The organism is Brasilonema sp. UFV-L1 (genome assembly GCF_012912105.1).
Taxonomy (GTDB): Bacteria; Cyanobacteriota; Cyanobacteriia; order Cyanobacteriales; family Nostocaceae; genus Brasilonema.
In genome coordinates this window covers 26,450-49,729 of record NZ_QMEA01000034.1, presented here as the reverse complement: position 1 = coordinate 49,729, position 23,280 = coordinate 26,450, and the positions used below count along the sequence as shown (strand labels likewise).

Genomic DNA, 23,280 nt, shown 5'->3' with positions numbered 1-23,280 from the left:
CTATGATTACGCTCGCCTCCATTATTTTGTGGTTATAGTTTGAAAACACGCCCTAACCCTCTCCTTATAAAGGAGAGGGAACCGAAATCGGAAATCAATAAGCTTTTTTGTATAACTTTAAAAATATCAAAGTGAAAATGACTCAACTTTATAACAAAGATTCAGCGTTCAAGTGATCATAGGTGGGTTACGGCTTTGCCTAACCTAGCCTATACACTTGAATAAGCTATGATTTATTATATTCACGCCCAACAAAAACACTAAAAATAGAGTTATTAATACTGCATCGCTCTACCAGACTGGAGTTTAACATTACTTTTATGGGAAAATGTCCGTTCGGCGCTGTTAAAGAATAGTTCATGTCCGAATAATATAGCCAATATCCTTTCTTGCGCCAGCCAACTATATCACTAAATTTTTCTTTAATTTCATCTTCAATTCCAAAAAGATCATAGTCAGAGTTAGGTTTTAGGCTTTCCCAAATGCGCTTTTGAACGCTAAAACCAAATCTCCCGTTGCTGTATTTTAGCCAGAGGTTATTTATAGTGTTCAGGTCTTTGTTAGGAAGCGCTGCAATATGTTCATAACTTAAGCAAATATTTTCCACACTTTTTGCACTTAAATAATATTGTACAAGAGCTATTTCGTAGTCTTGTGAATACTTTTGCAACTCTTGACTAGATAGCTCATATATAATTTTAGCTGTTTCCTGATCTGCTTCTTTCCATTTCTTTATCCGGAGTAATTTATCTAATTTATAATAAGTTCTCTTCATCACTGAAATAGAACTTCTAGACGAAGTATAACGATAAGTAACAGCACCTTTAACGACTTCTCTCGCCGCCTCAGTTTCATTATTTCCATGATTAACTTTTGCTGTAGCACCCCTAAAATCTTTTCTCCACTTAAAAAGTTTCTTTCTAACTTTAGACTTTCTACGAGCTTGTTCTGCTAGTTCACTTGCAACTATTGTCTCAGCATGCTCTTCACTGTATCCCTGAGTTTTGAGTTGAGCTATTAATTCACGAATCTCTGTAGCTACATCTGAAAAATCCTGATTTATGTTAATATAATTTCCTTGTATTTCAATATAGTCACCATCAATAGATTCGTTATAATTCCCACCTTCTGTGTAAATAGTAAGATTATTGGCTGTGGTATTATCATTAATATTATCATCATCATCATCGGTTAAGCTGCTGTCCGAATTTTGTTTTGTACGTCTAATTTGAAAAATGAATAAAGAAAAACCTAATCCAAATAGTAATCCACCAATAACATATAAAAAAATAGTTTGATAGTTTTCTCTGATATAATTTGCTGCAAATTTCAAACCTTTATCAATAGTCAATAAGATCGCTTGAGCTAAAAATAGAACCAAAAAGGAGCATATTATCTTTTCTGCGAATGAAAGTCGATAATTCAGAAGACAGAACTGTCTTAATATTTGCTTGATTTGAATCTTCATAGTTCAACTTCTGAGAAGTGCTTTACGGCACAGGAATACCTGATAATCTCAAAGCCAATTTAATCACTTCTACCGCAGCTTCCCCTATTACACCATTTGCAGCAGCGTCTCGCATATACTGTCCAAACTGAATCAGTTTACCTTTAGCTTTAGGATCATGTTTAGCTTCATTTGCCCAATCATTCGCTACTTTTTGTCGAGCATCTGTTGAACTATATCCCTGATATTGTAGTTGAGTTAATAACTCTTGTATCTGAGTAGCAGCTTGCGATAAGTCCTGACTCAAGTTTATATAATTACCATGTACTTGTGTATAATTTCCCTGTATAGATTGGTTAAAATTTCCGCCTGAACCTAGATATATGTTGTATGTATTACGATTTTCGTCGCTCATGTAAAAACTCTCTCATATGGATTAATAAATCTATACTACAGAAGACAAATACCAGTTTCCGAAAATTATACATGTGACTAAAATCACAAGCTAGTAGGTTAGATTGAGTGAAGCGAAGCGCAACTGAAATCATTAAAAGCATAACCTACCAGTTGTATTGAAAAATTAGTTCTATTTTTTCTAAGTATGCGATACGCGTAGCGTCAAGCCAAAGGCTTATCGCCTGAAAACTTTATCTGCGCTTCAACCAACTAAAGACTTCATCAACAGAGAGTGTCAGGCTTATACCTTCTAACACTGGTAAAACATCTGCTCCAGTCAACAAATCCGGCAAGCGATAGCTTCGCTTGCCGGATTTGCAGATCGCGATGATAAACTAAGATAGAACGTTCGCTCGGATCTATCAACCATCCTAGCTGAGTACCATTTCTTAGACAGTGCAGGATATTGCCTGTTACCTTGGTTTGACTTTGAGCAGGGGAAAGGATTTCAATAACCCAAGCTGGAGGAAATTCAATACCAGTGCTAATGATATCACCGCTATCATCCACCGGTAGTTGATTACTAGCGACAACCACGACATCAGGAACTACTGAACGATTACCGAAGGTACAGCGCAATTCTGGAAAGCTTTCGTAGTGACTTCCTGCTGCATCAATCACTGCAACTAAACGTTTCTGCAACAGGCTGTGTTTACCTCCTGCGATCGGTTTCTGAACCGCTTCTCCATTAATAAACTCCCAAGCTGGTGACTCATCAACGTATGGAAGTTCCAAAAACTCTTTCAGTGTAGTGGTTGTTGGAACTGTAATTGTCATTTCCGTATTTCCACTCCTAGCATCTCAAACCTAAATTTAGCTTAATCGGTCAGAAGCCCCACATGTGAACTACCTACACTGTACCGTCAGGGAGCGTGTAGGTAGTTCACGTTACTCCAATTGAGTGATGCACTGCTACATCTGTTGGGGAGTACGTCAACGAACAACCTCGTAGGTTAATTCGTAGTTGACACTGTTCTTGATAAACTTGAGTTTTCCTGCTCCTAGCTTGGATGAATCTACAGTATTTGCGCCTAAAAAGTCATCCGCATCTACAGAATCTTGGTCAAAAAGCCTAATTTCTGCTTTTCCTGTAAAGTTGACGGTATTGCTTCTAAGATTTACCGATTGATTTTTGGAAATAGAGAAAGAACCTCTAGTGGGAATTCGAGGTGATTGATCAGTAGTGATGATTCGGATATAAGCCTCGTCCTTCGTGTCTCTATCTTCAGGATCTATGCAGAATAACTCAATCAGTTTCAGTGTTGCCATGATTTTCTTCTAAGTTTGATAATTTGTGATAATTTTAGATACAAACGGTACTTGTGATTTTACAGATTTGTTTATGATAAATATTTTCATCGTAAATTGAAGAGTTTGAGACCACGAGCGTTTATACGAAGCACGCCAGATGCCTCTGTTTTCAACAGACGCTGCGCGTTCCAAGTCGGGAAAACCTCCTGGGCGCACTGGCTTCTCAGTTTCAGTCGTCGAGGTTTAAATCCCCTTATGTAACTGTCTTTAATTTTGTTAGCGCAGCGGGACGCAGCGGAGCCGGAGCCGCTCCGCCTCCGGTCCATTTTAAATTTTGAATTGTTAACCGTGGTGCTGTACTAAAAGTTCATGAGCCACTAAACTTCAGTGACTAACTTTTTAGTTGTTTACTCGTCACTCCTTTCTCGTAATGCAAAGTATACACATTTTTTGCGTACAATACCTGATGCCATAGACCTGATTGCACTCCTGTATTAAGGATTTTTCCTATATTGGCTCTCACTGTCTTTAACTGTGAGAGTGTTAATTTATCACCGTAGAGGTCGCGAACGATCGCATCAAGATGAAAATGTAAATCCGGTCGGCGGCGCATGAGAATCAGGATAGCATTCTGTATGGAATATTCTTGAAACTCCCGATTCATTGGTATGCTTCCTGGTCTTCTTTGAATGCTTAACTTGGGAATATCAGAAATATCAGGTTCCACAGCTTCTGCTGTTTCTTCATCAGACGGATATGATTGTTCTTCACTCAATAATACAGACTCAGGATTTTCATCTTCCGAATCCTCTGAATCATCCACATCGTAGTCTGTGGAGTCTAATTCTTCCTCGTCCACAGACACAGGAGCATCCTCAAGTACGGCAGTACTATTAGGAAATGGAAAATGTCTTTGGGGAGAATACATCTGTTCTTCGAGCGTATAACCTGATATCAGAGATTCTAAAGTGGTAATCTGATTGTGGATTAACGATAGCCGGCGCTCTAACTGAGCTGCTTCTGATACGTAGCGCTCGCGCTCTTGTTCTAGTAAACTTAGAATTTTAGAGAAATCAGCCATACCATTCACGTTTTCAGCAGGGAATTAAGACAGGTGGAAAGCAAGGAAGTTTTTGTGAAAGCTCACACTCGCGTTATCAAGCAACGAGTTTACCGATTTGTCTGCAAAAATTGCAATCAGGTGGTAGAGCGCACCTGTTACCCATCACAACCGTTATATTGCCTCGAATGTCGCCCACAAAAAGCGAAAGCATCTAAACCAAATCATAAAGCGATCGCGCGCAGCAAAAAAAAATTTACAGCACAGCAACCAGTTGCACAAGAATTTATCGTACAACTAGATAGAACAGAAGATTTAAGTAGGTCAACCAAAAAAACGTAAGATAAACTGGAAACTTATGAATCACATAGTTTCTTTTCACATAGCCAAGTATGGATAGGCTATTTTATGGCTATTTAAGCGACTTCAATTTCAGGCATCTTGATGTTGGATTATTTTTACTGGATGCAACGCCGCGAGGAACACCTTATAGAATTTCAGTAGACCGAAAACTTTCGTTAACTCACAAAAGCTTTCAGTCTACTGAGCATTCGTTACAAGTTAAAAGCGAGGTCAATTGACCTCTCCAGAAATCAAATCTTAACCTAGACAGCACAAGGGTTTGAAATTAGTTTTTGGAGATGTCTAATAGGTTCAGTTAACTCTTGTGCGTCACCCTCAGTTGAAAATAAGCTGGAGTTGTTTAGGCGATCGCCACTGCATCAGACAAGTAAACATCCTGAATCGTGTGAAACAATTTCACTCCTTCTTCAAACGGACGTTGGAATGTTTTGCGCCCAGAAATTAATCCTGTTCCTCCAGCGCGTTTATTGATTACCGCAGTCCGAACAGCTTCAGCAAAGTCATTTTTTCCAGACGCCCCACCAGAGTTAATCAGTCCTGCGCGTCCACAATAGCAATTGAGTACCTGGTAACGAGTTAAATCGATTGGGTGGTCAGTTGTCAAATCTGTGTAAACCCGCTCATTGGTTTTACCGTAACTCTTACCAGTCGCCTTGGCTACTGCTCCGTAACCGTTGTTATTTTCAGGCAACTTTTGTTTAATAATGTCAGCCTCAATTGTCACACCGAGATGATTCGCTTGTCCTGTGAGGTCAGCAGCAAGGTGATAGTCTTTGTCTTCCTTGAAAGCGTTGTTCCGTAGATAACACCAGAGAATCGTCACCATCCCCAAATCATGAGCGCGTTTGAAAGCTTGGCTAATTTCTTGAATTTGCCTGGTGGAGTTTTCTGAACCAAAATAAATTGTCGCACCCACAGCAACTGCTCCCAAATTCCAAGCTTGTTCAACTGAAGCAAACAAAACTTGGTCAAATTGATTGGGGAAAGTCAGCAGTTCGTTGTGGTTGAGTTTGACTATGAAGGGAATTTTGTGGGCGTACTTGCGTGAAACTGAGCCTAAAACTCCCAATGTCGTAGCAACAGCGTTGCAGCCTGCTTCTATTGCCAGCTTAACAATATTTTCGGGATCAAAGTAAATGGGATTGGGTGCAAATGATGCACCTGCTGAGTGTTCAATCCCTTGGTCTACAGGGAGAATAGAGAGATAGCCAGTATTTGCCAGCCGTCCTGTAGAATAGAGTGTTTGGAGATTACGCAAGACTTGGGGATTGCGATCGCTGTTTAACCAAACTCGATCTACAAAGTCTGGTCCTGGTAGATGTAGCAAATCTTTAGAAACTTTTGCCTTGTAGGTGAGCAAGTCTTCTGCTTCTTTGCCTAGCAAGGACTCGATAGAATCAGGCGCAGAGAGTGTTGTAGTCATTGCCTTTGCCTCAAAACTTCAGCACATAGCTTTGCCTTTAATATAGCATCCGTACTATTTATCACCTGCTTATAAAAGTATTAAGTTTATATACCTAATCTAATCATCGATTTATATACTACTTTTGATTGATTTCTTAATCAACACTCATTGTTAATGTCATATTTTAGGTTAGGTTGAACCAGAGTGAAACCCAACATAAAATCGAATTTTACACCTTATTTTTATTCAATTTTCAGCAGAATTTATAATTGATAAAAGCAATATTATTTTAACTTGTGACGAATGAGTTCTATCTGATTACGAGATGCAACAAAGTAGCTACTTTCGCTAACGAGTATCCAACTACGCGTCCCAAATTAAGAAAACCTGAGTTCGGGTTAAGCAGATTGGGGTGCGGTCAAACACAGTTGGTGAGTTAAGGTGGGTAAACTTTTCTTTTTCCCCGCGTCTCCGTGTCTGCGTGTCTGGGCGTCAGTCTCAACCAACTACTTATGAGCACACCCGCTGGAGAGTGATTTTGAACTTGTCTATAAGAGTTGTTCTGCTTTAGTGTACTTAAAGAGCGAACCACAAGCCACACGAGTCCGGGCTGCCGCCCCACGCCACAACTCCAATGTCACATCCTCCAAACGTTCCCCACCAGCCAGAAGCATCCGCGAAATCATACCAATCTTGGCGAAAGACCAAAACAATCCCGCCTCCAGCAGATACGGCTCGTTGGTTGCTTTGTGTATCCGGAAGTCATACAAAGAGTAATCGCGACAACCCAAAGCAATATGAGCCTTCTTAGCAGCATCCGCGAGTTTCTCGAATAGCTCTGGTGTCACATTAGCTGGACACATCGGCTTTGCTGCTGGTTTTTCCGGTTGCTTTCCAGGCGTTCCGTCAGATTGCAGATCTAACTTATCATGTACAGTTCTAATAGGGTGTTCCTCCGTGACTAAATACTCTATCATCGGCGGCACCCACAACTGACCCCCACGCTCGATTACACCCACACGCACTTCCCGCCCAGGGATATAATCCTCAACTAACAAGGTTTCGTCAAGTTCAAAGCCAACGTGCAATGCTGACTCTATCTGAGTTTCATTCCAAACCAACGTCAAGCCCAAAGAATTATCTTCCGAGTTCGGTTTCACTATGAATGGAGGCTGCATCGTTAAGGTATCTCCCTTGCGTAGTAGTTGTGCCTTGGCAACGCGAACACCAGATACAGCCACAACGCTGCGTGTCTGAGCTTTGTTGGTAGCCAGCGCTGTACAGTGGGATGGCGACCCTACCAGGGGGAGACCAAGAATATCCTCGAATAACGCCCGGAAACTGGTCATCCCAGGAAAACAAAACAAATGGGGTACTACTACATCAATCTCAGGTAGCCCAGAAATCATGTCCTGGAGTGACATATTCTCTGACAAGGCATCCAAGGACGTACCTAACTGCCAAAGACCGTCAGGATGTATGACTGCATAGTAGCTGCTGACACCAACTGGTTGCACTACTTCCTTTCCATATATCATTGATAGGTTGTAGTAGAAGTCAGAGACACGGGAGCCGACGAGGTGCAATACTCGCAATATTGGCGTTGTGGCTGTAGTTGAAAATAAGGATGAAGCTTGAGTTTCAAGTATTTTTTCGGACATATTTGTTGAAACTAAATTAAAATTAATTAGAAGACCTGATTCCAAGCTTGATAGCAGACGTGCTAAAAATAGCAAAATAACATTCCGAAGTTATTGCTACTGGCACATTTGTTGAGTTCTCAGAAAACAAGACAATTAATAGCGGTTACATCAAAATTTATCCCTAGCTCAATCGCCACCTAATTCCACAAGTTTACCAATATTAAAATCAATCTTTGTCCAACCTTTGAGTTGGCGCAGATTATTGAGCAAAAGCAAGGGAATTTGCCAGTGGTGTAGCATCAGAAACGGCAATGGATCATCCGGCTTATAAATAGCATCAGTACCTCGTAGAAAGTTGCGTATCCAAGTTTGCAGTTGAGCAAAGGAACGAATACCAGTTAACCGCCAGACTTCGTGATATGTCCAGTATGTCGGCTTGCTGTTTGGCAGTGGTACAAGAGGTTCAGTGAAAGATTCTTCACTCAAATAAGCATCTGCCACTTGTGGATGGTTGTAAAACATTGTAATTGCCGAATGCGTTCGGGGGTTACATTCAATGGCGTAAACTGTCTGATCTTCAGCTTGGATAAAATCGAAGGAAACTTGTCCGGTGATTCCCAGTTCCTTGACAAAATGTCTCACCCATTCCTGAATTTTCGGGTTTTCTACATTTTCGTAATTAACCTGAAAAGCTGAAGATTCTGCACAGCAGTGCAGTCGTAACTCTCCATTCTTGACTGTGCTGTGAGTGCAAAATTCCTTGCCAGGAATAAACTCTTGCATAATCCAGGGTTTTTCCGGGCTGATTGGCAAACTTCTGACAAATGCTGCTGTTTCCTCTGGAGTATCGCAAGGTAACTTAGTTAAATCTAAGCGCCGTACTGAGTCGTAAGGAATGCTTTTGAGAATATATTTGCGAGTTTCCCCAGAAAAATCAAAATTTAGAACTTGTTCAGGGTTTGTAATTTTAAAGGATTTGGGAACCGATAAGCCAAACGCTCTTGCTTTTTCACTCAAAGCAAATTTATCATCTAGCATTTGGGTGACATCAGCGTCGAAGTGAAAAACTTCACAGTAGGGTGAGAGTGCAGGTTTTGCTAAAGAGTCATAGTAACTCGCAATTGGACTCGTGACAGGAACATAGACATCAATGTTTTCTTTCTTAACAATGTCTAGTAAAGCTTGGATATAAGCTTCGGGGTCATACTGTGGGGTGGGAGTTGTATAAAAGCGAGAAACCGCACCAGAAAACCGATGTCCCGATAACCAGTATTTGTGGGTTTCTATTAGGACAACTCTGTGTCCCGCAGCGTGAAAAGAACGAGCAAGCTGCAGCGCCTTCGTCATTTTGGCACCGCTAATCAAGATATTTTTGCGGTTTGCGGCGACAGCTGTCTGAGGACGAACAAGACGGCTTAAGCGATTCCAAAACAGAGATACTAAAACTATAGCAGCATTAATAGGCAACACTAACAAGAGTATTGCCAAGGTCGCAAGATTCTGAAATAGGGCTTTGACTTGTGTCATCAAAGAAATTAGTGATGTTACTTCTTTAGTAGATGATAAGGGAAGAGATTGTGCGATGATGATTAGTCATTCATAATTCGCAATTTTTTGAATTGCGGAACTAGGAATCCAACTGTCACCAAACTATTTTGTAATATTATGCTTCTGGTGCTCGTCGCACCTAAAGAACGCCGTAGGAAAGCGTTAGCGTGATCTCCAGCAGAGGAGATACGAACAGATATGCAAAGTTTATCCCTTTAGCGTGAGTTTTGCGCTTACAAAGTTCAAGCAATAATGCATGAATTTTAAATTTCCCCATAAGCGCAAAATGCCTAGTAAGCAGAAGCTACGCATCTGCAAAAGAGAAGGGGTTGACAGACATGAGTGATTGAAGAACTCAGAACTTAGAGAGTTATGAATTTAAAAAAGAGGAAGTGTGTGAGTGCTGTTTTCAATCATTCTGAATTCTGAGTTCTCTTAGCACAAATAAACGTGCAGACTCAATGTATGACAACTATGGTAATCGTCGGATAATGGTTAAGCCATCTCGCAGTGGCAACAATACTTGTTCTACACGTGAATCGGCGGCGACAACGTGATTAAACTCAGCAATAGCCTCGCCGTTAGGAGTGCGATTTGCTTCAGGAAGATAAACTTGTCCTTGAAGTAGAGTATTGTCTACACAAATAAACCCTCCAGGAACGAGCAAATCTTTCTCCAGTAGGATTTGGAAGTACTTGACATACTCCCGTTTATCCGCGTCTATGAACACAAAATCAAATGACTCCCTCGCATCTGCCAGTTTCTGCAAAGTTTTCAGTGCTGCACCCACTTCCACACGAATTTTTGCACCGTGGGGAGATTCCCGGAAAGCAGCTTGCGCAAACTCTGCGGTGTAAGGATCAATTTCACAGGCGACGAGTTCTCCATCAGACGGTAAAGCTTCCGCCATTGCAAGTGCAGAATAGCCAGTGAACATACCAACTTCCAGCACTTTCTTAGCTTTGATCATATGGATAAACATCTTGAGAGTTTGTCCTTCCACATGTCCAGAAAGCATTTCCTGCTCTAACTCTCGCACGGTAGCTTTCTCATGGAACCTTTGATTCCAAGCTTCCTGAGCAGTTTTTTGAGCTAGCGCTGCTAAGGCTGGTGATTCACGGGTAGTACATTCTTCTAAGTAAGGGTCTAAACCTGCTGCCAAAAGCCATGCTTGGTTGAGATTAGCAAATAGCTCATCAGCTGTTTGATGATTGAATGTCTGCAAAATGGTTTCTAGCTGCTGAGCTAAAATCCCCAATGGTGTAACAGGTCTTGCACTTGGCTTTTCGACAACTTGAGACATTAAGCTTCACTCCCGACAAGTTCTGGGTTGTAAGCATCTGGGTAGAGTTCTACGCCATCCCCACCACGAGGATAGGTTGCGCACAGATGTTTATGTTCTGATAATGCTGCAGCTAGTTCCTCACGAGTTAAATCATTCATAAAGAAGCAATTGCCAATTGGTCTGGGCATAGCAGCTCGTAGCAGACCGCCTCGTGTGCAGGTAATGGATTGGGTAGCACGCCATGCAAGTTCTTCGTCTAAGAGAGGATGATCCAGAGCAAGACCGAGACGGCTCATGAGACTGAGAATGCGATCGCGTTCTTCTTTCGTAATATAGCCTCGTCGTGCTGCAAGCGTGACAGAAAAAGCCATGTCGATGTTAACTGCATGACCGTGGAAAATAGGCACGCGGGGTGCAAGTTCTAGAGTTGGACTCCAAGTATGACCAAAGGCAATAACGCGGTCTAGGTCTAACTCGTGTAGGTTGGGAACTTCCAACTCCAACATGCTTTTTATAGACTCATAAGTGACCCGACGCGCCACTTCTTTGATTTCTGGTGTTGCGTTAATGTTGCCAAAGTGTGTGGAAAGCAGTTCTTGCCCATACTTATCCAACAAATCAAAAACCTCTTTATTGTTAACCACTGCAATTTTCACGAGTTCTGCCATTCCATTACGGACTTGCGCTGTTGGCAAAGTACCCAAAAACGAGAAATCGAGGAAAACTTTTTGCGAAGCATGATAAGCACCAAGGCGATTTTTTAGCTTCTTGTGGTTCACTGCTACTTTGATAGCAACACTCGCATCAATTAAACCAATCAGAGTGGTAGGAATACGAATGTAGTTGCTACTGCGCTGGTAAGCAGAACAGGCAAAACCTGCAACATCTGTAATGAGTCCACCACCAACTACTAGCACTGGTTCCTTGCGAACCAGCTTAAATTCAGCCACAGCATCGATAATCTTCTCGAAAGACTCAATCGTCTTGTTTGGCTCACTGATAGTGATCGGAAAAACCGTCAGGTCAATGTCGTAATACTTGAAATACTGCTGGATTTGACTGCCGTAAATTTTGTTCACATTGGCATCTACAACAACTAAACAGCGTCCAAAATTTTTATAGACTTCTGCCAGTTGTGGATTCTTGATTGCAAAAACCTCATCAACATAGATTAGGCTGTACTCAATCTTTTCGTAAGCCTCTACATGAAAAGCGGTTTCAGTGACTTCAAACTTTGCTTGAACAGTGCTCATTTTTTTTGACCTAATGTTGAGAGTATTCCTCCCCTAAAATTAGGGAAGTATTTCCAATACAGTAGATACGTCAGTACGCTCAAAAACAAGACTCTTGCCTATGAGCAAACAGCCCAAACAACAAGGTAACAGGAGGCGAATAAGTTAATAAATACAAAAATTCCCCTCCCGTATAAAAAGGTTTTAAGCATACTTCGGTAATGATTTTGAATTTGATTAGCTCACTTTTGAGCCAAAGTTGCTAGCATTAGGTTAAAATTCCACTTTTTGCAGAAAAATCCTAATGCTCCGTAGGGTTAATAGCTATCGAATGATCACTGCATTTGACCTATATTTTCAAATTATCACATTTCAATAAAAAAAATTAACTTTTTTTATCTTTTCTGCTTCCTCTCGGAGTTTGAGTCTGGAATGCTGACTAAATTTTGCCAATGAAAAGTCAAAATGTTTGAAAAGTATAGTACGACAAGCTATCACTGGAGGCTGGCTTTCACTTCTAAACTTGGTAGTTTTTGCTTGCCACTACAGAACAACAAGCTGTTTATCATACTTGGTACAATTACTTTTTATAATGCTTCAGTTAGTAAAGCTTCTATCTAAAGAATGAAATAAAATAGCTCTGCTTAGTAAGGGGATATGAACAAGTACTGCAACGGGAAGTTGATGGTACTTTTAGTAACAGCAATAATTCCATAAACTCAGTAGACAAGCTGTTAATTATATGCAACGACATAACTCACCCAACTCTACTCAAAGCTATACAAAACACCTTATTTGCAAGAATCATTCGTCAGGAGTCACGCATTTGTCCCCTAAAAAATGGGCGGGCTGGCTCAATTTCTAGGGGCGGCAGCTTTCGGGTAAGAAGCTTCTTACCCGAAACGTGCCGCTGACTTTGCGTCGGCGAGAACACGCCTGCCGACGCATTGTCCCCCAAAGTCGGGGCAACCTTATTACTACGAGTACTCGTCTTACCCCACCGATCAATCAAACAAAGGAGCCACTGCGTTGGGCGGCGGCGGCCGACTTGTAGCATGTGGCGTGTTGCCCAAATTTTTCGTGTTAGACCCCCGCCCATTTTTTTACGTGTAAGACCTCGTTAGCAGCCTTCCCTCTGCCTACTCCAAAGCTCCAGTCAAAAAAGAAAAATACTTACAGAATCAGGTATTTAACCCGTTCTTAACTTTTTAGTTATTTCTGTTATCTTGTACCAAACTTTTACATCTCAACACTCAACACTACAAAATAGGACGGTTATCCACCCACTTTCTTATCCATGATCTCGCCTAGGATTTAGCCACAATTTAAGTAATGTCATTTCTAAAAAAGCAAACTATGTTTCCATTTCCTTTTCCTTTTTGGGATAACAACTGTTACGGTAGCGAACCCGTGTCTAGAAGAACTCGCTTAGAGCGTAAGCTAAGATTCCTCAAAACAATGCGAGATGATTTAGACACTAGACTTGCCGGTCTCAACGCTGCTATCAGTAATGTTGAGCAGCAATTAAATCAAGAAGATGTGACTCAAGTCTAAAAAGTTGTGAGGAAAAAGCTAAGTATTATTGCTCACTCATGCCAAGACGACTTGTCTTATTCCTCTCTCCTCTGGAGAATGTCTACAACAAAAGCTTTGTCTGAACTAGAGTTTGCTAGCTAAGTCGATTTTTTGAACACAAAACCACACACAAACACAGATTCTTTATCTGTGTTTGTGTATGCATCCGCAGTTGCTGATCATCCTAAAGGAATTTTGACCATAAATTTACTGTCACGACTATAAGGATTTATTTCCCGCAAATCAGAACCCATTTGTATCCTAGAAATAGAGCCTTAATATTTTCTAAGTGAAGATGATGACTTTATTAGAATTCAAGCAATTGATAGAAAAAAGTCCAAAATGTCCTGAGTCATTGCCAAGAGCATTGCAAGCTCTTTGGTATGATAAAGAATGTGACTGGAATACTGCACACGAAATAGTACAAGATGCTAGTGATGCTGATAGCGCTTGGGTTCACGCTTACCTACATCGCAAAGAGGGTGATTTAAGTAATGCTCGTTACTGGTACAAACGTAGCGGTCAGCCAGAGTTAAAAGTAGGATTAGATCAAGAATGGGAGCAAATAGCTTCTAGTTTGCTGAGCAAGGTAAACTAAGCATGGATGCAAATGAACTGAAGCGGCGTTATATTGCAGGAGAGAGAGATTTTCCAGCAGCGAACCTTGGTAAAGCCAAGTTAATAGGAGCCTTGCTAGCTGGGGTTAATTTATTTGCGGCAGATTTAAGCGGAGCAAATCTTGCTAAAGCTAAACTCTGGGGGGCTAACCTTGGAGGAGCTAACTTAGCCGAAGCCAACTTGACGCGAGCAAACCTAAGCGGTGCCAACTTGCATGAAGCGAATTTAAGGGGAGCTAAGCTAAATTTTGCTAAACTCTACGGAGCAAATTTGACTGGGGCTTGCTACGACGACAGTACCCGCTTTTCTCGAGGTTTTGACCCCATCAGTAGAAATATGCGGAAGCTTTGACTAATAAATATTTATGATATGTAGTTTCAGCATAACAAAAATAAGTGGCGAAAAAATCTGATGGCTGATGTAAGTAGTACTTGGCTTGGAACTTACTGGCAACAAGGAATTCCTACCCGTTTTGAAGTGACTTTGATTCAAAGTGGTCATACATTAACTGGTAGGATGCTGGATGACAGCGATTTAGGGGAAGCCCAGCTTACGGGTGAGGTAGTTGGACGTCGTATCAATTTTATTAAGCGCTACTTCACGACTTCACCAGATCCAATTACCTACCTTGGCACAATCTCTGACAAAGAAGATTATATGCAAGGACAGTGGAGTATAAAACTTTGGGACTCTGGTTCTTGGGAAGCCCAACGCAGCGGGAATACGTTGATAGCAGATTTACAAACTCGTATACAAAAAAAGGTTTCACTGACTAAATCAGTGATTAATTCTAGTAATCAATTATTTACTGAACCAGCACTATCCAGGAAAGGTTACGCATTTTGCCAAAGATTCATCCGTTTCCAAGATGAATCAGAGCACTTGCGATCTCTGCGATGATATCAATACAATAGACCTCTGTTTGAAATTAAACATTAATCTAGACAGCACAAGAGTTTGAAATTCGTTTTTGGAGATGTCTAATAAAGTAATATTATTATCAATAACCTGCTTAACCCGACGCCAGCCGCACGCATTTGTGCTACAACAGGGGAATCCCCCAAGGTTACACTGACTCCTCAACGGAGGAATATCCGTCCCTTGCGAGTGCCTGTAGGGCATGTGCTTTGAACCTCGCTCCTTTGAGGAGCTATGATCGCTTACGGAGAAAACCTCTGCTCAAACAACTATTTGGCACAGCGCTGGCTCCGCAAGGCACTTCTGTGTGCAGCGCTGTTTCACCGCTACGCGTCTGTGCTACACAATGCCTGCCCTCAAGCAATAGCGAAGGGTTCCGTATGCCCTACAGGCACGCAACGCGCTCCAGTATAACAGACATATTTTTTATAAGTGATTAATCGGACTTTATGTCAGTTATAAAAACCACCTTCATAATAGCGATTCTTGCGCAAAAGCTTATATTTCAGGACAAAGAGCGCTACTACGAGCCACGATTATAAGTATTCTACCGGTCATCATATTAACTTTCTTTTATACTATCGTCATAAAATGTGTCCATAAAATCTATCATTGAAGTGTTGTCATGTTGTGCTTTTTCATACTCAGATATGAACTTTAGAAATTAGCTACACTTATTAAGTCCATAACCTGAAAATAGTATCATAAAACCTACTCGCCTTGAGTCGCCTGATTGTAAATTTGTATAGGTACAAATAATTCTTGCAACAATAAGTAAACAACAGTACTTTAATGATTGACTTTTGTAACTAGCGATTGGACAATATAACAACTCTAGCTTTTTTAAAATTTTTAACAACGGTGCATCAATCTTGGTATAAATTTTTTTGTTTGTGTTCCTAGTTAATGACATCACAAGAAATTGAGGGGGTGGAAGCCTTCAATAGCTCATATTTATGTGCAACCGTTAACAAATCAACATTTAACAACATTAGTATCTAAAATGACCTCGCTAGAGTACGACTTTACCCAAGGTAGTACCTTCCACATATCTTCATGAAGGATAGTATCTGCATGGCTCTATTAATGTATATCACCATTTCTCATCGAGATTTAAGTAGCTATAAAAAAAGAATATACGTACCAGGGAAACTTTTGCCTAGAGCACTTTTCCTAAAACAAAATTAAGTGATTCTCTTTTCAACAGCCTAGAACTTTGATTCAAACAGTGTAACTTTATTTACACTTGGCTGAAAAATTGGCAGACATTGTTAGTTTCTAGAACACCTTGTTTATAAAAGTTTTGAGCTTAGCCTACATTGATGTTCCACTACTGAAACTCCTTGATTGCTGATCCTATTGAATACGGGTGTTTCTTACCTTTGCCAACAGCATCTGTTGTTAATCACTTGCCAACACTGTTATGAATATCATTGTTCGTTTGCTTAATGCATTCGCTATTTCGGTATCTACGTATGCTGCTGTGTCTTACTTTGCAGTAGCGCAGGAGATTCAAACGACTCCCCAGCCTGGAACAATACAAAAAACTCCAACTGCTCCTCAGCCTGGAACAATACAAAAAACTCCAACTGCTCCCCAGCCTGGAACAATACAAAAAACTCCAACTGCTCCCCAGCCTGGAACAATACAGAAAACTCCAACTGCTCCTCCGCCTGGAACAATACAGAAAACTCCAAATGCTCCTCAGCCTTCTGCAATGCAGAAGCTTTGCTCTTTTGATGCAGTAGATAATTTGTTACCTCCACCAACAGATGGGCAAAGTCCTTCTCCGCTTTCCTACCTCCTACAGCAAGGTTTTACACAAAAGCCAGACGGTTCTTGGGTGTGTTATGTGAGAGATAGCCAGAAACAGCAGCTTTATTACACGCTCTTTAAAGTTCAACAAGTCAATAAAAGGCTCATAGCAAGTTCTTTCTTAAGTAACGGCAGTCTAATTGAGGGACAAGAAACTCGTACTCTGGACTTATTCATGCTGCTTGTTGAGAAGCATACCAAGACAAATCAGGGGAACCGTCAGAGTGTACGTAGGTATTTTGAATCTTTTATAACTTTAGTGAAACAAGGGAAAATTCCAGCCTCAACGCGTGGGTATCTTTTTGACCAACCAAATCAAGGATTTATTATATACAATACTGTCACAGGAGGAGAACTTCAGGGTACAGCAATCACGATTAATATCAACTCTCCTCAGAATTTAGGTTCTTCCCCAGCTTCTTAAGCTGAATCTTTCATAGGCAGGGTAGTAGAGCATCAAGGTGACTTGAGGGGTAGATTTTGAATCATTTATTTTTCCTTGTCCCTCAAGTCTTACCAAGTCTTGTCTTGCTTTGTCCCACCTAAACTCGTCAAGTCAAAGTTGACAGAGTAGTAGGGGTGTAGAGAAATTTAAAATTCAAAAATCAAAAATGAAAAATTTTTTGAATTTTATTGTCTCTGACACTCCATACTTCATAATTGCCATGCCCCCATACTTTTGTTTCGTGGAGGTAAATTCCTTGAAGTCAACAACTAAAAGAATTGTCATTGCACTATCATCCTTTGGAGCAGTAGTCACAACATCTCAATCTGCTTCTGCTCAGCTTACGCTTGGGCGCTATGGTATCCAACCAGGACTAGAGCAAAACTATCTCCAGTACCAGCTATCAGGGCGTTCTTTAAGTCAAATGCGAGGTATTGCTGGATGTAGTGTGGGATTTGGTGCCGCTTGTAACAAAGCAGGCGCAGTCTTCCAGAAATTAGTTGAGTCAAATGGTGGACCAAGCTATGAGCAGTTGCTGATGCAAGCAGCTGGAGGAGAAGAAAATTACCGGAATTTTGCTTCTCTTTACGGAAACAACCCCAATCTAACTCAAATACCCTACGCTTCATTCTGGCAAGACAATAACCTCAATATTGTGGATGGCTATCACTATCTTCTTGGCACTTCAGTCAGCCAGACTCCACAAGCAGGTTTGGGACAGGTGACTCAAAACTTTTACTGGGCACCTGAAGGAAGTAAAAATTCACTCGACCCACGTCACGGCTTACTGGATTTGAAATACTCTTATGGGCGTCTGTTGCTTGAGGAGGTGGCAAAAATTCCTAATGCTCAGCAGCAGATTTCATCTTTGGGTTTAGCGCCAGAGTTAACCAAGTTTTACTCGGACAAACTCTCGAATTCAATGCGTGTTTTGAGTTCTGGGAATGAAGAGTCTCTCAAAGACACAATTCTCAAAGACCTCTCCATGCCATATTCACCAGAAGCAGCAGAGTTCGGACGCCCAAATCTTGGCATTCCTTCAGGTGATTCTCTGATTGCGGAAACTCTGGCTGGAGATGTTGTTTTGTGGGAAACTCCAGTAGCTTTAGAACCAGACGCAACAAGTATTGATATTCCCTCTAATCTTGCAGAAGATGTTGTGTTTCCAACACAAGATGTTGTGTTGGAACGTGGCTCCCAGAAGGACTCTTTTCCTACAATCTGGCTTGCTGGCGGCGCTTTGGCCTTACTCCTACTGCTTCTTACCCTTGGTGGTGGAGATAGTTCTTCAGCTCAAGGATCAGGTACACCAACGAGTACACCCTCAGTGACTCCTCCGCCTTCCTCTGGCGATTCTGTTCCTCCTTCTGGCGGTGGTTCTCCTGGTGATAACCAAATCACTGAAGTACCACCCACTCCTGTTGTGAGCACTCCGCCTGGACAGGAAGTGAAGAAAGTACCAGAGCCAACATCAGTATCAGCTCTTGTGTTGTTGGTAATTGTATTGTGGGTGCTTGGTCATGGACAGCGGCGTACCGATACAGGTAGATTTGATGAAGTTTGCGCGAGCATTCTAAACTGATAAAATCAGACTTTGAGTCATGCACGGGGTGAAAATAACGTCCCCGTAAGCGCAAAGCGCACACCGGAAGCGTTCGCGTCCCCCTGCTTTGTGAATCACTTCAAGGGATTCACAAAGCAGCTTGCTCTTGTTAGCCAGCCGTACCCCAGGCATAGAGCTTAGAGGTGCAGGAAGTAGTTAACGTAATGTTAGCTAAATCAAGAGTTCAGTTAAGTTGAAAAAGGCGTTATTGATTATGTTGTGATATGTAACGGTTATCGTTATTTTGTCCTCGTTTTAGCGATTTTATATTTTTAAGTATGTCTTCAGTTTCCAGAATCAAAAGTATATACACTGATGGCGCTTGCACAGGCAATCCTGGTCCTGGCGGTTGGGGTGTTGTCGTCTATTTTAATGATGGTTCGATTCATGAAATGGGCGGTGTATCCCCCAGAACCACCAACAACAAAATGGAAATGCAAGCTGCGATCGCCGCCCTTCAATTTCTCAAAGATTCAGCCCAAACCGAACCTATCACTCTTCACACCGATAGCGAATACCTGATCAACTCTGTGACAAAATGGATGAAAGGGTGGAAAAAACGAGGTTGGAAAAAAGCTGACGGAAGCCCCGTTCTTAACCAAGACCTGTTGGAAGTCTTAGACGACCTCAATAGCCCACAGGTCAGATGGGAGTACGTTCGGGGTCATGCAGGTAATGTTGGTAATGAACGCTGTGATGCGATCGCCCGCGCTTTTGCTAATGGCAAAACCATATCCCTGCAACAACAAGACTTCTTTTTCGAGCCAAAAAACAGCGTTACTATATCAAGAGCATCTGATCTAGAAACAAACTCTACAATAATTAACAAACAGAAGCACGAAATCAGTACTCTTGCAACGGATATAACTCATATGGAACCACAAACCCACTCCGCGACCTCCGTAAGTGAGGAATTACCCCGAGAAATCAGGGTAACGCAACTCCGCAACTTAGTCGAAACCCTCCGCATTGCTGAGGAAATTGCTGAAAAAGGTTACCTCATTACAAGTTCTGAACTGGCAGATTTGATGGATGTTCACGCCAGTGCTGTTACCAGTCGTGGAGATGAGTGGCGCTGGCGGAACTGGATTGTATCACGAGTACGGCGTGAAGGCAATCAAATTCTCTGGGAATTGGAACGGGGCGATAAAGTAGAGAGTGAAAGTGAGTCGTGAAGTCCCTACGCTGCATCCTTTGGGTACATTATAGGGTTCTAGTCTCGTTCATAACTCAGTGCTGTACTTCCGCCCTCGCCACTCTCTAGGGGTGCGCAATGCAGATAGAAAAATCCGCAGGACTGCTATTGGATCAGCAAAAGGCGAAAGCCAAAACAACCAACCGCCTCTTGCTTGAGTACGGTCATAGGAAGGTGCGATCGCAAAAAGCATGGCAAAGCGAATGACTAGTAGAAAGACATTTAGCGCCAGCAGGAGGAGAAGGGGAGAGAGGGAGAGGGGGAGAGGGGGAGAAAACAAAAGGTAGGAGAGGACAACTATAAGGGGTAGACCTTGAACTGCTGTGAGGAACCATAAATCTCCCCAAAGTTGAGTGCGGGAGGAAGCATCTTTCAAGTCAAGACTTCGCCCCCATTGTTCCCAAGTTTCCATTGCTCCCTCATACATCCGTACCTTAAGCACTTTTGCCCCATCTAAAAAGCCAACCTTAAAGCCAGAGGCAGCTATGTTCCGTGCCAATGTTACATCGTCACAAAAAGAACTATTTGCACTCGTATATCCACCCAGATTTGCTAGAACAGAACGACGGCACAAATAGCATTGTCCATTTGCCATCACCCGTTCTGAATTCTCAGTATTGACACCAGCAGGGTTAAATCGGTAAAGCAAAGTCATCAACAACGCTGGTTGTAGCCAGCACTCTCCTGGATATTTGAGAATGAACTGGGGTGAGAGAGAAACCAAGTCATAGCCTTCGGCTTCTGCTGTCTTCACCAAACCAGCAACCAAACCAGGTGACGGTTGTGTATCAGCATCCATACCCAAAAACCACTGACTCGCCTGTGAGGTTTGCAAAAAGCCGTAATGCAATGCCCAAGGACGCCCCACCCAACCAGTTGGTAAAGGATCATCCGTCATCAGGCGAAAGCGAGGGTCTTTGTGTTGTACCGTTTTTATCAGGTCAGGTGTGCCATCACCAGACTTACTATCTACAACAAGAATTTCTCGGACTTCATAGCTTTGCTGACTTAACCCATTTAGCAGAGGACTAATACGAAGAGCCTCGTTTAAAGTAGGAATGACAATGCTGACACTCCCCAAAAGTTCCGGCGTGGGATTTTGGGGTTCAATGGGAGGATGGCGACTTGGTCCTTTTAAGAGGCGCGACAGCAAAATGGCTGTTGCGCTTAATTGGATGAGCAGTAATAACAGTGAAATAGCACTTGCGATCGCCCACGTGTCTAGCACAGCAAAATACCTAGCGATGGAAATCAAAGTTTTACTTGACGGCAACCTTGACGCTTGCTACAGAAACTTCAGTCGTTGTTGGTGCAACTGTAATATTAGCAGATACGTCTTTTGAGTTCCACCAAAGAGCGATCGCAGGAACAACCCCTAGCGCAAACCCCAGTGAGACAGGAATAGCATATCCAGCAGCTAAACTAAGTCCAGCCGCGAAAGCAAAATTGCTTAAATAAACGACTAACGGTACACACAGTTGCGATCGCTCCAATTTAATCGGCGTGTTTCTCCACACCAGTCCTGCTACAGTCATAAACAGAGCGCTAGTACCAAACCAACCGGCATAATTTTGATAAGGTGTTCCAAAAAACGCTCCTGGGTTTTCCCAATACCAAAAGGGGAAAGATGTTTGACTCATTGCTGGTTCTAACGCAAAGTCCCAGCAAGTGAAAAGCAAAGCACCTAAAACAACAGCACCCACTTGGCGGAGTAAACTTGGATTTTGAGCTACCCTCAGACCAGTACGAGCTATCAGGTAAGAAGACAAGCCCACATAGAACCAAGATAACGGAATTGTAAATGGAACAAGCCCGGCAATTTTATATCCCAAGCCACTCAAGTAACTGTAGTATCCAAAAGGAAATCCAGTGCTCGTTCCTAGTAATTCGCTACCAACCGATATCGACATTGCTGGTAGCATAAACCCTAGCCAAGTGCGCCATCCCAATATCCGATATGCATAAATACAGACGGCTATTGTCCCCAAAATAATATCTACCACACCACCCTCAGCCATACTCAACTGCATGGCTTTTTCTCCTACTCCTCCCAAATTCAAAATCATTTCGGCATTAGGTATGACTAATAGAATACCTATCAGTCCAAAAGCCTTTGCCAAGATATGACCAGTGAGGCATACACGCTCAGCGATAACAAGTTGTCTCATGATAATCCCTTAACAAGACATGATCAGCGGCTGACTTGAAAATAGAACGGGCTAGCCCCTAAGGGGGGCGGACTCAAAGAACGCCCCGTTACGCTAACACCGACTCACTAACGCAGAAGAAAAGATAAACTTTCACGCTAGGAGTGTACATAGTTCATGACGACTATTTAGCTGCTAACAGTTTACAAATGTTTATGAAAATATTTAATACTTTGTGCGGGATTTTTTGCAAACTGACTTTGCTTTCTCTTGGAGAGCATCGCAGCCTCTTGATGGAAAGTAGAAAACATGATAATAAATTTATAGTGTAAGCTATTTCAGCCATTATCTATCAAAGAAATTGCCTTTCTTCTGACAGGTTTTATTGTCCCAAGGATTCATCATGTTCTAGGGAGCAGCACGTGTATGCTTTAAATAGTTGTGGAATGATAGGCTGTCTTTAATACTGGGAACCATCGATGTCAATCTTGAAAAGACTACCTTTCTTTTCTCTAGGGTTACTACTGATTACTTACACGACGACTGGCTGGGTAATATCGACAACATACACGACTTGGTATGTGTGGCTACTGACTGCAATTGCCATCTTGTTTCTCATAGGAGGTATAACGACTTCCTTGACAAGGGTTGCAGACTACTCTTTTATCTTATTCAAATCAAATCTTAAGTCTTTTGGTCTTACCGTTTTGGCGGCTTTCTTATTTTTTTTAATGACAGCCAAGTTCCGATTATTTCTTGATACCTTACTCATTGTTGCTGCAGTCGTCTTGGCAAGGATAGACTTTCAAGCAGCTGGTTTCAGTAAAGAACAAGCCTTTTGGTTGTTGTCTATCTTTTCTCTGGCGGGGTTTGCCTTAGGTGTACTTATCCGTAAGTTCATTTGAGGAAAACTCCACAGTCAACAGTTATCACTAAACAGTTATCAATTCACTGTTTAGTGATAACTGATAAGTGATCATTAACTTGCAACTGGCTCGTCGGCTACCACAGCGACTGGATAGACGCTAATTTTTTTACGAGCTTTGCCCTTGCGTTCAAATGTGACCACGCCGTCTACTAAAGCAAACAGAGTATCATCAGTACCAATACCAACATTGTTACCTGGGTGAAATTTCGTACCGCGCTGACGTACTAGGATATTTCCCGCCCGGACAACTTGTCCACCGTAGCGTTTTACACCAAGCCTTTGTGCATTGGAGTCACGACCATTACGTGTACTACCAGTTCCTTTCTTATGAGCCATAATCTCCTCT

At 41.9% G+C, this 23,280-nt stretch carries 21 protein-coding genes and 1 pseudogene; 9 read left to right on the top strand and 13 right to left on the bottom strand.

The genetic code is table 11. The annotated features are described in order from the left end of the window. Positions 1-226: 226 nt before the first annotated feature. From DP117_RS35380 to DP117_RS12455, 5 genes are all read right to left on the bottom strand, one after another. A complete protein-coding gene (locus DP117_RS35380) occupies positions 227-1,468 on the bottom strand; it encodes a GUN4 domain-containing protein (RefSeq protein WP_211176069.1) in 1,242 nt (413 codons plus the stop codon). A 22-nt stretch (positions 1,469-1,490) separates the two neighbouring features. After that, positions 1,491-1,862 carry a hypothetical protein gene (locus DP117_RS12470; protein ID WP_169218622.1) on the bottom strand — a complete coding sequence of 124 codons (372 nt, stop codon included), beginning with the start codon at positions 1,860-1,862 and terminating at the stop codon, positions 1,491-1,493. A 263-nt stretch (positions 1,863-2,125) separates the two neighbouring features. Further along, the gene (locus DP117_RS12465; protein WP_211176068.1) at positions 2,126-2,680 is read right to left on the bottom strand and encodes a Uma2 family endonuclease; all 555 of its coding nucleotides are present in this window, start codon (positions 2,678-2,680) and stop codon (positions 2,126-2,128) included. A gap of 156 nt (positions 2,681-2,836) precedes the next feature. Then, complete coding sequence (locus DP117_RS12460; RefSeq protein ID WP_169218621.1) at positions 2,837-3,172, bottom strand: hypothetical protein; 336 nt, start codon at positions 3,170-3,172, stop codon at positions 2,837-2,839. Positions 3,173-3,545: 373 nt separating this feature from the next. Further along, positions 3,546-4,235, bottom strand: coding sequence for a hypothetical protein (locus DP117_RS12455; protein WP_169218620.1), 690 nt, complete (start codon positions 4,233-4,235; stop codon positions 3,546-3,548). Between the two features lie 33 nt (positions 4,236-4,268). Here DP117_RS12455 and DP117_RS12450 point away from each other — a divergent pair, with 33 nt between their 5' ends. After that, positions 4,269-4,556, top strand: coding sequence for a hypothetical protein (locus tag DP117_RS12450; RefSeq protein WP_169218619.1), 288 nt, complete (start codon positions 4,269-4,271; stop codon positions 4,554-4,556). 361 nt (positions 4,557-4,917) lie between these two features. Here DP117_RS12450 and DP117_RS12445 read toward each other — a convergent pair whose 3' ends face one another. From DP117_RS12445 to DP117_RS12425, 5 genes are all read right to left on the bottom strand, one after another. Further along, on the bottom strand, positions 4,918-6,000 hold the full coding sequence (locus DP117_RS12445; RefSeq protein WP_169218618.1) for a class I fructose-bisphosphate aldolase: 1,083 nt from the start codon (positions 5,998-6,000) through the stop codon (positions 4,918-4,920). A 530-nt stretch (positions 6,001-6,530) separates the two neighbouring features. Beyond that, on the bottom strand, positions 6,531-7,643 hold the full coding sequence (locus tag DP117_RS12440; protein WP_169218617.1) for a D-alanine--D-alanine ligase: 1,113 nt from the start codon (positions 7,641-7,643) through the stop codon (positions 6,531-6,533). Positions 7,644-7,811: 168 nt separating this feature from the next. Continuing rightward, complete coding sequence (locus DP117_RS12435; protein ID WP_211176067.1) at positions 7,812-9,152, bottom strand: ATP-grasp domain-containing protein; 1,341 nt, start codon at positions 9,150-9,152, stop codon at positions 7,812-7,814. Between the two features lie 493 nt (positions 9,153-9,645). After that, entirely contained in the window at positions 9,646-10,476 is an 831-nt protein-coding gene (locus DP117_RS12430; protein WP_169218616.1) for a class I SAM-dependent methyltransferase, read from the bottom strand. Beyond that, on the bottom strand, positions 10,476-11,711 hold the full coding sequence (locus DP117_RS12425) for a sedoheptulose 7-phosphate cyclase (protein ID WP_169218615.1): 1,236 nt from the start codon (positions 11,709-11,711) through the stop codon (positions 10,476-10,478). Before DP117_RS12425 ends, DP117_RS12430 begins: the two co-directional genes overlap by 1 nt. A 1,335-nt stretch (positions 11,712-13,046) precedes the next feature. Here DP117_RS12425 and DP117_RS12420 point away from each other — a divergent pair. From DP117_RS12420 to rnhA, 7 genes and pseudogenes are all read left to right on the top strand, one after another. Then, entirely contained in the window at positions 13,047-13,244 is a 198-nt protein-coding gene (locus DP117_RS12420) for a hypothetical protein (RefSeq protein ID WP_169218614.1), read from the top strand. A gap of 319 nt (positions 13,245-13,563) precedes the next feature. Continuing rightward, positions 13,564-13,863: a hypothetical protein gene (locus DP117_RS12415; RefSeq protein WP_211176071.1), complete on the top strand. Its 300-nt coding sequence runs from the start codon at positions 13,564-13,566 to the stop codon at positions 13,861-13,863. 2 nt (positions 13,864-13,865) lie between these two features. After that, positions 13,866-14,234 carry a pentapeptide repeat-containing protein gene (locus DP117_RS12410; protein ID WP_169218612.1) on the top strand — a complete coding sequence of 123 codons (369 nt, stop codon included), beginning with the start codon at positions 13,866-13,868 and terminating at the stop codon, positions 14,232-14,234. A gap of 60 nt (positions 14,235-14,294) precedes the next feature. Continuing rightward, a pseudogene (locus tag DP117_RS12405) lies at positions 14,295-14,657 on the top strand (hypothetical protein); the annotation flags it as partial. 1,567 nt (positions 14,658-16,224) lie between these two features. Further along, positions 16,225-17,040, top strand: coding sequence for a hypothetical protein (locus DP117_RS12400; RefSeq protein ID WP_169218611.1), 816 nt, complete (start codon positions 16,225-16,227; stop codon positions 17,038-17,040). Positions 17,041-17,317: 277 nt separating this feature from the next. Then, positions 17,318-18,643, top strand: a complete 1,326-nt coding sequence (locus DP117_RS12395; RefSeq protein WP_169218610.1) for a hypothetical protein — start codon at positions 17,318-17,320, stop codon at positions 18,641-18,643. Positions 18,644-18,942: 299 nt separating this feature from the next. Next, on the top strand, positions 18,943-19,839 hold the full coding sequence (gene rnhA, locus DP117_RS12390; RefSeq protein ID WP_169218609.1) for a ribonuclease HI: 897 nt from the start codon (positions 18,943-18,945) through the stop codon (positions 19,837-19,839). Between the two features lie 48 nt (positions 19,840-19,887). Here the strand turns inward: rnhA and cruG are convergent, their stop codons facing one another. Continuing rightward, complete coding sequence (cruG, locus tag DP117_RS12385; protein ID WP_169218608.1) at positions 19,888-21,087, bottom strand: 2'-O-glycosyltransferase CruG; 1,200 nt, start codon at positions 21,085-21,087, stop codon at positions 19,888-19,890. A gap of 31 nt (positions 21,088-21,118) precedes the next feature. Next, a complete protein-coding gene (gene cruF / locus DP117_RS12380) occupies positions 21,119-22,027 on the bottom strand; it encodes a gamma-carotene 1'-hydroxylase CruF (protein ID WP_169218607.1) in 909 nt (302 codons plus the stop codon). A gap of 458 nt (positions 22,028-22,485) precedes the next feature. Between cruF and DP117_RS12375 the strand changes: the two genes are divergently transcribed. Then, positions 22,486-22,911 (top strand): hypothetical protein, encoded by a 426-nt coding sequence (locus DP117_RS12375; RefSeq protein WP_169218606.1) that lies wholly within the window; start codon positions 22,486-22,488, stop codon positions 22,909-22,911. A gap of 74 nt (positions 22,912-22,985) precedes the next feature. Here DP117_RS12375 and rpmA read toward each other — a convergent pair whose 3' ends face one another. Next, entirely contained in the window at positions 22,986-23,270 is a 285-nt protein-coding gene (gene rpmA, locus DP117_RS12370; RefSeq protein WP_169218605.1) for a 50S ribosomal protein L27, read from the bottom strand. Between the last annotated feature and the right edge of the window lie 10 nt (positions 23,271-23,280).

What these genes read in the sequence shown, in the direction of transcription:
- DP117_RS35380 (WP_211176069.1), bottom strand. Translation starts at nt 1,468, where the DNA reads ATGAAGATTCAAATCAAGCAAATATTAAGACAGTTCTGTCTTCTGAAT.
- DP117_RS12470 (WP_169218622.1), bottom strand. Translation starts at nt 1,862, where the DNA reads ATGAGCGACGAAAATCGTAATACATACAACATATATCTAGGTTCAGGC.
- DP117_RS12465 (WP_211176068.1), bottom strand. Translation starts at nt 2,680, where the DNA reads ATGACAATTACAGTTCCAACAACCACTACACTGAAAGAGTTTTTGGAA.
- DP117_RS12460 (WP_169218621.1), bottom strand. Translation starts at nt 3,172, where the DNA reads ATGGCAACACTGAAACTGATTGAGTTATTCTGCATAGATCCTGAAGAT.
- DP117_RS12455 (WP_169218620.1), bottom strand. Translation starts at nt 4,235, where the DNA reads ATGGCTGATTTCTCTAAAATTCTAAGTTTACTAGAACAAGAGCGCGAG.
- DP117_RS12445 (WP_169218618.1), bottom strand. Translation starts at nt 6,000, where the DNA reads ATGACTACAACACTCTCTGCGCCTGATTCTATCGAGTCCTTGCTAGGC.
- DP117_RS12440 (WP_169218617.1), bottom strand. Translation starts at nt 7,643, where the DNA reads ATGTCCGAAAAAATACTTGAAACTCAAGCTTCATCCTTATTTTCAACT.
- DP117_RS12435 (WP_211176067.1), bottom strand. Translation starts at nt 9,152, where the DNA reads ATGACACAAGTCAAAGCCCTATTTCAGAATCTTGCGACCTTGGCAATA.
- DP117_RS12430 (WP_169218616.1), bottom strand. Translation starts at nt 10,476, where the DNA reads ATGTCTCAAGTTGTCGAAAAGCCAAGTGCAAGACCTGTTACACCATTG.
- DP117_RS12425 (WP_169218615.1), bottom strand. Translation starts at nt 11,711, where the DNA reads ATGAGCACTGTTCAAGCAAAGTTTGAAGTCACTGAAACCGCTTTTCAT.
- DP117_RS12420 (WP_169218614.1), top strand. Translation starts at nt 13,047, where the DNA reads ATGTTTCCATTTCCTTTTCCTTTTTGGGATAACAACTGTTACGGTAGC.
- DP117_RS12415 (WP_211176071.1), top strand. Translation starts at nt 13,564, where the DNA reads ATGACTTTATTAGAATTCAAGCAATTGATAGAAAAAAGTCCAAAATGT.
- DP117_RS12410 (WP_169218612.1), top strand. Translation starts at nt 13,866, where the DNA reads ATGGATGCAAATGAACTGAAGCGGCGTTATATTGCAGGAGAGAGAGAT.
- DP117_RS12400 (WP_169218611.1), top strand. Translation starts at nt 16,225, where the DNA reads ATGAATATCATTGTTCGTTTGCTTAATGCATTCGCTATTTCGGTATCT.
- rnhA (WP_169218609.1), top strand. Translation starts at nt 18,943, where the DNA reads ATGTCTTCAGTTTCCAGAATCAAAAGTATATACACTGATGGCGCTTGC.
- cruF (WP_169218607.1), bottom strand. Translation starts at nt 22,027, where the DNA reads ATGAGACAACTTGTTATCGCTGAGCGTGTATGCCTCACTGGTCATATC.
- DP117_RS12375 (WP_169218606.1), top strand. Translation starts at nt 22,486, where the DNA reads ATGTCAATCTTGAAAAGACTACCTTTCTTTTCTCTAGGGTTACTACTG.
- rpmA (WP_169218605.1), bottom strand. Translation starts at nt 23,270, where the DNA reads ATGGCTCATAAGAAAGGAACTGGTAGTACACGTAATGGTCGTGACTCC.